Below are 12,237 nucleotides of genomic sequence, written 5' to 3'. Positions count from 1 at the left end.
TCCTCATTTAGTCATTTTGCTGTATGGGCGGCATGACGGCATCCATCAGTTCTAGATGTCCTTTGATTACCCCTTTCAGCACAATAAATTGCTGGCTAATTTGTCTAAGCTCAGAACTCGCGCCCTGCATTAACATGACTTGCAATATCTTTTGTTGGTCAAGTTGAATATGAAGTGAACTAATCACCTGCGCTAAAAACTGTTGTTGTAAATCGACCAATTGATTACGCAAGGTCATTTGGCTAGCGTCATAAAGCAGCGTCAAGGTGCCCACCATGACTTCATTGGCCTGCGCCTGCTCTGCAATCAGGTGTTTATTAATCATGTCGACAATGGCTTGCGAGCGACTTTCATAGTTCTGCTCGACAATTTTTTGGTCGAGTGCGTTGAGGGTCGTTTCAGGTACGGTAATACTGATTCGAGCAAGCTTTTGTTTTGCCACAGTCTTATCCTTTTGTTTTAGGCGGCTGATTGTTTTGTTTGATATATACGCCTGCACGTACGCTAAGCAATTCGACTAAAAAGGCTTTTAAAGTTGGCTTTGGTTGAACCACAGGTTTTACATCGTTCATATCTCACCTCTAGCTTGGTATTACCAAATTCAGTTTTTGTATTACTGATAAGAGATGCAGAAAATGTGCCAGTTTTTAAGCGTCGTTTTGATGGGCTTTACGGGTATTTATGAGTGATTTTTGGGCAAAAAAAAGCCCCATGCACAGGGATGGAGCTAATTGAAGTGAGCATTAAAAAATCAATCTTTCATATTAATTATAATAATTGTGAATCGAACTTTTATTCTGCAACCTCAGATAGACTAATCAAACTATGTGCCCATACCGATAAAGACTCTAAAACAGGCTTAAAAGATTGGCCTAATTCGGTCATTTCATAAACCACTTTAATTGGTGCTTTTTCACCATAAACCGTTCTAGAGATTAAACCGCTTTGCTCTAACTGCTTGAGTTGAAGGCTTAAGGTCATTTCAGTAATTGTAGGAATGAGTTGCTTGATTTCATTAAAACGTTTTGGCCCATCTTTTAGATAATACAAAATCACGCATTTCCATTTTCCACCCACCAAGTCCATAGCCATACTGATATGACATGGATAAGTTTTTCCATTTACTGTGACTTCACATGTATTTTCAGTATTTGCCATTTTTAACGCTACCTATCAACTTTGATAGTTATTGTACGCCAATACTATAAAAATTATAGTGACTATTATTTTTATAGTTTAAAGGTATTCTCATGGCTTTACTGATTTTAGCTCATCCCTACTACGCGCAATCTATTGCAAATAAAACGATTGTGAATGAACTCGTAAAAACCTATCCAGACCTTGAAGTCCGAGATATTTTCCAACTTTATCCAGACTACCAAATTGATGTAAGTGCTGAACAAGAAGCCTTGTTGCGCCATGACACCATCATTCTGCAATATCCAATGTTCTGGTTTAATATGCCGGCAATTTTGAAATTATGGTTTGATGAAGTTTTTACTTATCAGTTTGCCTATGGCTCTCAGGGCGATAAATTAAAAGACAAAAAAGTCATTATTAGTATGACGGTCGGCCAAACAGAAGCCAACATGGTGAACGACCAAGAAAACTTAATCGATAGCTTTTTAAAAGCGGTTCAATATTCAATTCAATATACGCAAATGCAGTTAAGCGCCACTTACTTGCTTTATGACGTATCACCTTTATCAGGTAACCCAGAGTCGAAAATTAAATTAGAAGCGGTTGAACATGGTCATAAAGTATTAAAGCATTTGACCGAAGCATAATATGAAAAGAGAGCATCAATATCGATGCTCTCTTTTGGTTTAAGCGACAGGGGCTAAGGTAAATAGCACTTGTCCTGTTTTTACGGTTTGTCCTTTTTCAATGGTAATGGTTTCTACCTTCATGCGTTCAGGCGCAATAATTGGAATTTCAATTTTCATTGCCTCAATCACCGCAAGGGTTGCACCTTCTTCAACAATATCTCCTGATGCACATTCGATTTTCCAGATTGAACCCGGCATATGCGATTCGACTGCACAGCCCCCTTCAGGGATCACCACAGTTTCGCCTTCATCAACCGCATCTAGGCTTTCAGAGATATATTCTTGCAAGCCCGCTTCGTGCCAACGGCGGCGCTCAGCCTCAAAATTGGCTTGTTGCATGTCTTTAAAGGCTTGAATGCTGTCTTGATGTGTTTTTAAAAATTCGTTGTATTCTTTTAAGTTGAGCACGCCATCTTCAATGCGAAGTTTTAAACGACCCGCCTTGAAGTCTTCACGCATTTGCAGAAGTTCAGCCTCAGAAACTTCATAAAACTTAACTTGGTCAAAAAAGCGTAATAACCACGGTTTGCCTTCTTCGAAGTCGGCATTTTTACGGTAACGGCTCCACATTTGGGTCGTGCGACCAACAAACTGGTAGCCGCCCGGCCCTTCCATACCGTAGACACACATATACGCCCCGCCAATGCCGACCGCATTTTCAGGTGTCCAAGTTCGTGCCGGATTATATTTTGTGGTGACTAAACGTTGGCGTGGATCGAGTGGCGTTGCAACGGGTGCTCCCAAATACACATCACCTAAACCCATCACCAAATAGTTTGCGCTGTAGACCACATCTTTAACTGCTTGCTTAGAAGCTAAGCCATTAATACGACGAATAAACTCGACGTTATCTGGGCACCACGGTGCATCTGGACGAACAATTTGCGTATAGCGCTCGGTGGCAAGCTGAGTTTGTGAATCTTCCCAAGCCAAAGGCAAATAGACCGTCCGTGAAGGCACCTGTATATTTTGAATGTCAGGTAATTCGGCTTCTGCTTGTTGAAGTTTCTGTAAAAGCTCAAGTTGATCGAGTTGAATTGAATCAAAATGAATTTGTAGTGAACGAATACCCGGTGTTAGGTCAATAATGCCCTGAATGTTTTGTTCTTTGACCCATTGCATGAGTGCATGAATACGGAAGCGTAAATTTAAATCGAGTACTAACTCACCATATTCTACCAACAAATAGCTATTTCCTGCTGGTCGATAGGTCACGCTTGGTAAGTCAGTTTCACCGTCTAAAGTTGCCAAAACTGCATCTTTTAAAGTGTCTGGTTCTGCTTGAATGGTTGGGTTGAAATCGATTTGAGTTGTATCAGTCGCGGTTAAGCTTTGATGATATTTTTGATCGAGTGCTTTTGCTTGCGCATAACTCACAGGTACAAATTTGACCTTATCACCTGCTTTTAGCTGCCCGATTTTCCAAAGCTCGGAATGAATGACTACCGCAGGACAGACAAAGCCGCCTAAGCTCGGACCATCCGGCCCCAAAATAATTGGCATATCGCCCGTAAAATCAATTGCCCCAATCGCATAAGCATTGTCGTGAATATTGGATGGATGTAAGCCTGCCTCACCGCCGTCTTCACGTGCCCACTCAGGTTTTGGCCCTATTAAACGAATGCCTGTACGGCTTGAGTTATAGTGAATTTCAAACTCGTTGGCAAAGAATGTATCAATATCTTGTTTGGTGAAAAAATCTGGCGCACCATGTGGCCCATACATCACAGCAATTTCCCAGTTTTGGGTAAAGCTAGGAATTTGCGCTTGAGCTAAAGCTGTGGTCGATTGAGCGGAATATTCAGTAATCGGCAGCATATCGCCAATTAATAAATTACGGCCTGCGTGCCCACCAAACTGCCCTAAAGTGAAAGTCGCCTGTGACCCTAAGTAGTTAGGAACATCGAAACCACCTTTCACACCTATATAGCTACGGCAACCTGAACGAATAATTCCACATTTTAAAACTTGGCCTTTTTTTACATTGATGGTTTGCCACATCGGCACAAGTTCGCCATCAAGTTTTGAAGACATATCACCGCCTGTAATGACAATTTGGCTATCGCAGTGAAACTTTAAAGTTGGCCCTTGCAAGGTACATTCAAGCCCTGCGGTATTTGGTTCATTGGCTAGAAGATGGTTTGCCACCGTTAAACTGAGTGGATCGATGGCACCTGATGGCGGCACCCCAACATCCCAATAACCTAATCGACCTGTTACGTCTTGAATGGCAGTTTGAATGCCAGCCTGCAACACCTCAATTTTTTGAGTTTTCCATTCAAACGTATTTAAAAATCGAGTGGTTTGGGTACCTAAAGCAAACACATCGCAAGCAATAATGTTTTGTAAATATTCCAAATTGGTTTCAATGCCAGCGACTTGCGTGTTGGCAAGACTAGCGCTCATTGCCTGTATGGCTTGGTCTCGTGTTGCAGCAGTCACAATGATTTTGGCAATCATTGGGTCATAAAAAGACGACACCGTTGAACCTGTTTCCACCCATGTTTCGACTCGTGCTTGCGGGTCAAATTTAACATGCGTGAGTAAGCCTGCACTCGGCTGGAACTGTTTAATTGGGTCTTCTGCATAAAGACGAACCTGAATGGAATGTCCTGTTGGCTCTAACTTTTCAGTCGGTGCTGACCAGTCACCGCTTGCTAAAGTAACCATCCACTCGACTAAGTCGACACCAAACACTTGCTCGGTCACGCCGTGCTCGACTTGCAAACGCGTGTTGACCTCTAAGAAATAAAACTCTTGGGTTTCGGTGTCCATGACAAACTCAACCGTGCCTGCCGAACGGTAGTTCACCGACTGCATGAGTTGAATCGCAACTTTTTGAAGGTAGTCACGTTGCTGTTCATTTAAATGTGGTGCAGGTGTTTCTTCAATCACCTTTTGATTACGGCGTTGCACCGAACAATCACGCTCACCCAAGGCTAAAACTTGTCCTTTTCCATCACCAAAAATTTGCACTTCGATGTGGCGCGCATGTTGTACAAATTTTTCTAAATATAAACCTGCATCTTTAAAATTGACCTGCGCTAAATAAGACACTGTTTGATAGGCATCTTTTAACTCGGTTTCGTTCCAGACCAAACGCATGCCAATACCGCCACCGCCCGCGGTACTTTTCAGCATGACTGGATAACCAATACGGGCCGCTTCAGTTAAGGCCTCAGCTTCATCGGCAAGTAGCGAACTGCCCGGAAGTAAAGGTACATTGCTTTTAATAGCCAGCTCACGTGCTGTATGTTTTAAACCAAAATCGAGCATTTGGCTTGAAGTTGGCCCAATAAACGCAATACCTTGGCTTTCACATAAATCACAAAACTCGGCATTTTCTGATAAAAAACCATAACCGGGGTGAATGGCTTCCGCACCAGATTGTTTTGCAACCTCAAGGATTTTTTCAATATTTAAATAACTTTGATGAGCGGGCGCAGGACCAATCAGAAAAGCTTCATCGGCCAAAGTCACGTGTAAAGAATCACGGTCGGCTTCGGAGTAAACAGCCACCGAAGCGATCCCGAGTTTTTTAAGAGTGCGAATGACGCGACAGGCAATTGCACCGCGGTTAGCAATCAGAACTTTTTTAAACATGCTTACACCCCTTCCGTTTCACGGACAACCAGTTGAATTTTGGTTGGGTTATAGGCATTACATGGGTTGTTTAGCTGCGGGCAATTGGAAATTAAAACAATTAAATCCATTTCTGCCCGAACTTCTACATATTTACCGGGGCCTGAAATTCCGTCATCAAATTTAAGCTGACCGTCTGGTGTCACAGGCACATTCATAAAAAAGTTAATGTTTGGACCGATATGACGGACATTTAAACCATGCTTTTTTGCAATCGGGTGTTTTGCCAAGGCGTACATAAAATTGTTACGGCAACTATGCATAGGGTACGTTTCATGTGCATAGCGAACCGTATTACTTTCACACGAACAGGCACCGCCAATGGTGTCATGGCGACCACAGTTATCATCATGAATAACCGCAATTGGACGGCCAAAGTTACTATAGAGCTTGGTGCCCTTTTCTAAATAGATTTGTTGGTTGATAGCCAAAGTGTCCATTGCGCTATAACGCTCAGTTGGATTTTCGGCACTCATAAATAAAGTATCGACCGCTTGGTTTCCCTCAAGATCAATGATTCGAAAATATTGGCCCTTTTTAACCTCGCACATCCACGCTTCACCCGCAGGACAAACTTCATTTAAAACTGCTTTTTCAAATGATTGTAAAACTGTCATGATGCTTCTCCTGATTTAAATATTGCTAAGCGCGTAGTAGCGGGCTGTGTTTTGAAAGGCACGCTGATTTTGCGAACATGCATCACGACAAATATCGCTGTCTGTTAGAGAGTTGGCTTTAAATAGACTGAGTTGAATATCAGCAGGTTGATAGATTGGGCTGGTGTCTAAACCATGCGGTGCAGCAGATAAAAATAGCAAACAGTCCATTTCAAAGCGCAGTTCAATGCTTTGATCAGTATTGTCAGAACTGACATAAGACAAAGCGCCGTTTTCGTCTGGCACAACTTTAGAAAATAGATTAACGGCGGCACTCAGGTCTTGACTGGCAAGTCCGTATTTACACATTTCAATGAGTAAGCTGTCTAAGCCATTTTGGTACATATCATTGCGGGCATCTTGAAATGTGCGATTGCCGAATTGCTTTTCAATTTGCTCAGGTCGGCTTGGGCCACAAAGTGCATCGTTCCAGCCATGATCATCATGAACAATGGAAGCCATCACACGGCCTAGGTCTGAGTACAGCACATTAGAAGCTTTTAAATAGGCGGTGTGTTGCCCTTTTAAACTGTCGGGCATGTTAAAACGTTCAAGCACATCGGCAGCATTTACACAAAACAAAGAAACATTTGCCTGAACGCCTAGCGATGTAAATCTAAGAATAGTTCCTTTTTGAATACGACCCGACCAGTGATGTCCGCCGGGTAAAAGTTCGGTCCAAATCGCCTGATTGTTATGATAACTTGCAGTGTTCATAGCTACTCCTGTCGGATAGTTTTAGACTTCCTCCCGGGCTTTTATCCCTCCGTGTAGTTCGCTAGGAACCGTGAACTCTCGGTCCAGACATACTGTAAGTATCGGAACCCTAGATCACTTTTGATTGGTTATGACTATGCAAAGGACATGCCAGCTTAGTATTACGTTTCTGGTTAAAAGTAATACTAAGATTGGGCAATTTGAGTGCGATTTAAAACACAAAATAAAAAGCTGCACTAAAAATTGTGCATCTCAAAATAAAAAAGCCCCTTTCACTAAGAGGCTTAAGACTAAATTATAAGAGAGCGTATTAAGGAAGCAGAATTACCTTACGGCAATCTTCTTCTCTTTCATTAAAAATGCGATATCCCTCTGCGGCATCTTCTAATTTCATTCGATGGGTAATAATCGTTTCAGGTGTTAATTCGCCACGCTCAATCAATTCCAAGAGTTGCGGCAAATATTGATGCACATGGGTTTGTCCCATTTTAAAAGTTAAGCCTTTATCAAAAGCATCACCAAATAAGAAACCATGAATCGGGCCTGCGTATACACCTGGTACGCTGACCACACCACCACGGCGAACCGCCGCAATGCATTGACGCAGTGCTGCACCACTTGAACCTTCAAGCTTTAAATTAGTTAGAACTGTTTCAATCACACTGCCTTTCGCCTCGAAACCAATGGCATCAATCACCGCATCGACACCGCGGTAATTGTCGGTATGTTGAATAATAAATTCGGCCGCATCGACTTCGTCAAAATTCACTGGAATGGCACCGTATGTTGCCGCTGCATAGTTCAATCGATAGTCATTGTGATCGACCATAAATATCTTTTCAGCACCGAGCATCTTGGCACAAGCAGCGCTTAACAGTCCGACTGGACCAGCACCATAAATTGCAACGGTTGAGCCACGCTTCACTTGGGCATTGGTCACGGCTTGCCAAGCGGTGGGTAAAATATCGGTCAAGAAAAGTACTTTTTCATCTGATAATGAGGTTGGTACTTTAAAAGGGCCTTTATTGGCTTTTGGCACACGCACATATTCTGCTTGCCCGCCTGGTACACCGCCGTAAAGATGGCTATAGCCAAACAAAGCTGCACCTGGTGGAATCTGCTTTTTATTAATGATTGCGCCGCGCCCTGTATTAGTTGTTTCGCAGGCAGCGGTTAGGTCTAGCTGGCAAAAGAAACATTCGCCACAGGCAATCACAAAAGGAACAATCACTCGATCACCCTTTTTGACTGCGGTGACAGCTGGGCCGACCTCTTCAACCACGCCCATAAATTCGTGCCCAAAGATATCACCCTGCTCGGTTCTAGGAATTTTGCCTCGATATAAATGTAAATCAGAGCCACATATCGCTGTGGCAGTCACGCGTAAAATAATGTCATCTGGTTCTTGAATAATAGGGTCTGCTACTGTTTCTACTCGAACATCTTCGGCACCGTGGTAAGTTAGAGCACGCATATTGTTATTCCTCTATTTTCTATCATGTCCTTTGATTATGAGGAGGCTTTCTTTACGGTTTGCAACGATTCTTACTTTTCACGTAAGGCATATAGTTCAAATGCAACGCGATAGGAATTTCAGTAACATTTAATGAATATAGGATTGTTTCAGGTAGGAATGTTTTTGTTATTTACCCCAACAAAAAAAGCCAATCATCTCTGCAATAAAATGATTGGCTCTATTCTAATATTTTGAATTAATCTAACTTAAGTTGTTGTCTGAGCTTTAAGATATCGACCAGACCTTTATCTCTGGTTTCATATAAATCGATATCTTTATATTGTGTTAATAACTGGTTGGTTTGTGCTTCCAATAACTCTGTTGTCTCGTCTGAATGTTGAAATGCATGCATATCATTCCACCATTCTGTCATTGGTGGGCCTAAATGATGAATTGCTTCTTTAAACCCCTTTTGGTTGGCAAGCTGCATATTAATGTAGGGGCCAAAGAGAGCCCATCTTAAACCCGGGCCACTGGTAATCGCGACATCAACATCTTCGGCAGAACACACACCTTGTTCAACCAATGAAAAAGCTTCTCGCCATAGCGCAGCCTGCAAACGGTTTGCGACATGCCCTTTTACTTCTTTATTTAAAATAATTGGATTTTTGCCCAGCTGTTTATAGAACTCAGAAGCCTGTTTTAAAATTTGAGGATCTGTCAAAGTACCACCGACAATCTCGACCAAAGGTAAGAGATGAGGCGGATTAAAAGGATGACCTAATAAAATACGTTCAGGGTGCTGCGCCTCTTTTTGAAAATCAGACACTTTTAAGCCCGATGAGCTTGAAGCAATAATGGTATGTTCAGGGCAATATGCTGTGATTTCTTGATATAGCTGTTGTTTTACATCCAGACGTTCAGGGGCATTTTCCTGAATAAAATCTACATCTGAAACTGCATCTTTTAAATTATTAAAAATTTCCAGATGAAGCAGTACATCTTGCTGAAAATAACTGGATTCAGCATTTTGATCTAAAGCCAATAAATCATTTAAATTTGCAGATATTCTTTTTTTAAAGACCGCTTCATCTATAGGATATGGGTCATAGACCTTAACTTTAAATCCTTTATATAAAAATAAGGCTGTCCAACTCGCACCTATTACACCTGCTCCAACAACACCAACCGTTTTAATGACTTCCATATTTTCCTCGTACAAATGTTGTTTTATTCGAAATTTCTTTACTCAATTGAATGCTAAATAAACATAGCAGATTCAACCAATCAATAAATTTAATTGTTTATATTTTATATAATTTGTCCTATATTCCTTAGCTTGAAAATTTATTCCTTTGATTAGTACAACCTCATCTTTTACCATTTTTTAACCGTTATTTATTGAATTTTATGTCAAAAAATCTAGCAATATTGATTGGTTTAAGCGCCATTCTCATGTGGGCATCTCTGGTCGGTCTGATGAAGCAAGTCAGTGCCGCCATTGGGCCTGAGCTAGGTGTTACCTTTATTTATTCTTTAAGTGCGCTACTGTTGCTTGCCATTTTCAAAGTTCCAGATTTTAAGCAGATCTCTAGAAAATACTTAATATTTGGCACAATTCTGTTCGTGGCTTATGAGGTGTGCTTTTCATTTGCGATTGCTTATTCTCAGACAGCAAGGCAGGCAATTGAAATCAGCATCGTTAACTATCTGTGGCCGAGTTTAACGGTTTTAGCTTTTGTTATTTTTAAGGAATTAAAGTTTAATTTCCTTATTATTTTAGGTCTAATACTTTCAATTTTCGGCATTATTTTTATTCAAACTGGAAGCGGTGATTTTAGTCTAAATAGTCTTGTCGATAATTTTCATAGCAACCCACTGAGCTATATTTTGGCATTTGCAGGCGCCATCATTTGGGCTTTTTACTGTGTACTCACCAAAAAATTAAGTAATGGGCAAAATCCAATTTCCATTTTCTTTGTTGGTGTCGCGCTCACGCTATGGCTCAAGCTGCTTGTCTCGGGGCACTTTGCTATTCCTTCAATGGATATTCCAACAGTCATGACTCTTTTAGTTGCTTCTGCTGCCATGGGTTTTGGTTATGCTGCTTGGAACATTGGCATCATTCATGGAAACATTACCGTGCTTGTGGTGGCCTCTTATTTCACCCCGATTATTTCGTCTATTTTGGCAATGTTTGTTTTACAAACTCAACTTTCAATGAGCTTTTGGCAAGGAACAGCAATGGTAACGGCTGGTTCCTTTATTTGCTGGGTTTCAACCAACTGGTCTGTGATTCAGCCTTTCTTTAAAAAATTAACAAAAAGCCAAAAAGTATTGTAGATGTACCAAAGTGAATTTTTTAAGTATGCGATAACTCCGACGAAGAAGAATTCCCCCCATTGCCCAAAGCATGCTAACATCCAAATTCTGACAATTACCAATGTCAAAATAATTTCTAGAGGGAATAAGATGTTAAAAACTCAAAAAATCAACATCGTACAAGAATTTGATGCACCCGTAGACAAGGTCTTTGCGACTTTAAGTGAGCATGAAAACCTAAGTAAGCTTTTTGCTCCTGCTAAAGTGACTCGTATTAGCAACGGAAAAGACGCTCGTAATGGTGTTGGCTCTGCGCGCAAAATGTCTATTCCATTGACCCCTTCATTTGTAGAAACCAATTTAATCTACAAAGAAAATGAACTGATCGAGTACGCAATCACGAGCGGGATTAGCCCAATTAAGGGTCACCGTGGTGTCATGAAATTTACTGACTTGGGAAATAATCGAACTCGTTTGGATTACACCATTAGCTTTAAAGGCCGCGTACCTTTTATTGGTCCTATTATTAAAGCCGCTCTACAAAATGATGTGAGTCGTGGGCTTAAAAAACTTAAGTTTTAATCGCCACACCAAAAATAAAAAGCCCAATCACGGGCTTTTTATTTTGATGATTATTGGGGCTATCTCTAAGACATCATTAATAAAAAATACTCTACTAACTTGTCTTGCTCACCTGTCTGGTTTTTACTTAAAAGCTGAATCATTCCCCCATCCACTACAAACAAAAACATCCGTGCATCGTCAACTGAAGCCTCAGTTTTGACTGTTAAAAGCAGTTTATAAATTTCATTTACAAGCCAAGTTCTATATTCAATCGCAATCCGATAAGCCATTGGATAGAGCGTTTTAATTTCAAATATTGCCTTAAAGAGCAAATAATAAAGGCCATTTAAATTGGTATGTAGAAGGTAAATCTGCTTAAGTTTATCGAGCACCATAAGTTCATTGTAAGAATAGAGAATCGAAATTACCTTGTCTTTGAGGGCATCTTTTTGAAAAATGAGGCACCTCTCAATGAGTCTTTCTTTTGAGTGAAAAGCATTATAAAAAGTAGCTTTTGAGGTTTGAGCTTCTGCAATAATTCGGTCGACCCCGACCTTATGAAACCCATATTGTTTAAATAAATCTGTTGCCGTGTGAAGCGTTCGCAACACTCGAAAGGAAGATTCTAAATTTTTCATATATACCGCTTAAAATAATTTTTTGTTGTATGTAAAAGAGATAGAAATGCCGTCACTCTTAAATTGAGTGCTAAAAACAGGCATACAAAAGCGGCACAAAATGGTGTGCTCGCCTATCTCGGTTTTATTGTTGCTATGTTTTAGTCGTAACGATGTTTAGGCGTAAAAACCTAGAGTCGATTAAACCGATTTAGAGAGCATTTAAACGGTATAAATAGAGAGATTTTGGCAAAGACCAAAAATTGAGAAGAATTAGTACGCATAGCGGACTCCTTTGGCTATAAAAGAAGTTTCACCGCATTACTGCTAAATAATGGTGGCGAAACGAAAGAGGGTTAGCAGACTGGAGCCAAAGAATCCAGCACACCCGAAGGTGTCCCCCTCCCGTTCTGAACTGCACCCCATAAGTTAGA

The 12,237-nt window shown here is 40.9% G+C and carries 12 protein-coding genes and 1 riboswitch; of the genes, 3 read left to right on the top strand and 9 right to left on the bottom strand.

Features of this window, described 5'->3' with window-relative positions; genetic code table 11:
- Nucleotides 1-7 precede the first annotated feature (7 nt).
- The 3 genes from B806_RS0108740 to B806_RS0108730 form a co-directional block, all read right to left on the bottom strand.
- The gene (locus tag B806_RS0108740) at nucleotides 8-442 is read right to left on the bottom strand and encodes a transcriptional regulator (protein WP_001118705.1); all 435 of its coding nucleotides are present in this window, start codon (nucleotides 440-442) and stop codon (nucleotides 8-10) included.
- A gap of 4 nt (nucleotides 443-446) precedes the next feature.
- Nucleotides 447-572, bottom strand: a complete 126-nt coding sequence (locus B806_RS0108735) for a hypothetical protein (protein WP_001000625.1) — start codon at nucleotides 570-572, stop codon at nucleotides 447-449.
- A 220-nt stretch (nucleotides 573-792) separates the two neighbouring features.
- Nucleotides 793-1,158 carry a helix-turn-helix domain-containing protein gene (locus B806_RS0108730; protein WP_017402880.1) on the bottom strand — a complete coding sequence of 122 codons (366 nt, stop codon included), beginning with the start codon at nucleotides 1,156-1,158 and terminating at the stop codon, nucleotides 793-795.
- 92 nt (nucleotides 1,159-1,250) lie between these two features.
- Here B806_RS0108730 and B806_RS0108725 point away from each other — a divergent pair, with 92 nt between their 5' ends.
- Nucleotides 1,251-1,787 carry an NAD(P)H-dependent oxidoreductase gene (locus B806_RS0108725; protein ID WP_009388792.1) on the top strand — a complete coding sequence of 179 codons (537 nt, stop codon included), beginning with the start codon at nucleotides 1,251-1,253 and terminating at the stop codon, nucleotides 1,785-1,787.
- 39 nt (nucleotides 1,788-1,826) lie between these two features.
- Here B806_RS0108725 and uca read toward each other — a convergent pair whose 3' ends face one another.
- From uca to B806_RS0108700, 5 genes are all read right to left on the bottom strand, one after another.
- Nucleotides 1,827-5,432, bottom strand: a complete 3,606-nt coding sequence (gene uca / locus B806_RS0108720) for an urea carboxylase (RefSeq protein ID WP_017402879.1) — start codon at nucleotides 5,430-5,432, stop codon at nucleotides 1,827-1,829.
- A 2-nt stretch (nucleotides 5,433-5,434) separates the two neighbouring features.
- Nucleotides 5,435-6,088, bottom strand: a complete 654-nt coding sequence (locus B806_RS0108715; RefSeq protein ID WP_017386467.1) for an urea amidolyase associated protein UAAP2 — start codon at nucleotides 6,086-6,088, stop codon at nucleotides 5,435-5,437.
- Between the two features lie 15 nt (nucleotides 6,089-6,103).
- Complete coding sequence (locus B806_RS0108710; RefSeq protein ID WP_017402878.1) at nucleotides 6,104-6,844, bottom strand: urea amidolyase associated protein UAAP1; 741 nt, start codon at nucleotides 6,842-6,844, stop codon at nucleotides 6,104-6,106.
- A gap of 28 nt (nucleotides 6,845-6,872) precedes the next feature.
- Nucleotides 6,873-6,968: riboswitch (guanidine-I (ykkC/yxkD leader) on the bottom strand.
- A gap of 186 nt (nucleotides 6,969-7,154) precedes the next feature.
- Complete coding sequence (locus tag B806_RS0108705; RefSeq protein ID WP_017402877.1) at nucleotides 7,155-8,318, bottom strand: zinc-dependent alcohol dehydrogenase; 1,164 nt, start codon at nucleotides 8,316-8,318, stop codon at nucleotides 7,155-7,157.
- Nucleotides 8,319-8,556: 238 nt separating this feature from the next.
- Nucleotides 8,557-9,507, bottom strand: a complete 951-nt coding sequence (locus tag B806_RS0108700; RefSeq protein WP_017402876.1) for a 3-hydroxyacyl-CoA dehydrogenase NAD-binding domain-containing protein — start codon at nucleotides 9,505-9,507, stop codon at nucleotides 8,557-8,559.
- Between the two features lie 203 nt (nucleotides 9,508-9,710).
- Between B806_RS0108700 and yddG the strand changes: the two genes are divergently transcribed.
- Together yddG and B806_RS0108690 are read left to right on the top strand one after the other, a co-directional pair.
- Entirely contained in the window at nucleotides 9,711-10,643 is a 933-nt protein-coding gene (gene yddG, locus B806_RS0108695) for an aromatic amino acid DMT transporter YddG (RefSeq protein WP_017402875.1), read from the top strand.
- A gap of 129 nt (nucleotides 10,644-10,772) precedes the next feature.
- Nucleotides 10,773-11,204: an SRPBCC family protein gene (locus tag B806_RS0108690; RefSeq protein WP_017402874.1), complete on the top strand. Its 432-nt coding sequence runs from the start codon at nucleotides 10,773-10,775 to the stop codon at nucleotides 11,202-11,204.
- A 65-nt stretch (nucleotides 11,205-11,269) separates the two neighbouring features.
- On the opposite strand, the gene B806_RS0108685 is transcribed toward B806_RS0108690, so the two are convergent.
- Nucleotides 11,270-11,824, bottom strand: a complete 555-nt coding sequence (locus B806_RS0108685) for a TetR/AcrR family transcriptional regulator (RefSeq protein ID WP_017402873.1) — start codon at nucleotides 11,822-11,824, stop codon at nucleotides 11,270-11,272.
- Nucleotides 11,825-12,237: the final 413 nt, after the last annotated feature.

This window comes from Acinetobacter sp. TG2027, from assembly GCF_000302435.1.
GTDB classification, from domain to species: Bacteria; Pseudomonadota; Gammaproteobacteria; order Pseudomonadales; family Moraxellaceae; genus Acinetobacter; species Acinetobacter pittii.
Note: the sequence above shows the minus strand (reverse complement) of the source record. Positions and strands in the feature narration are given on the sequence as shown.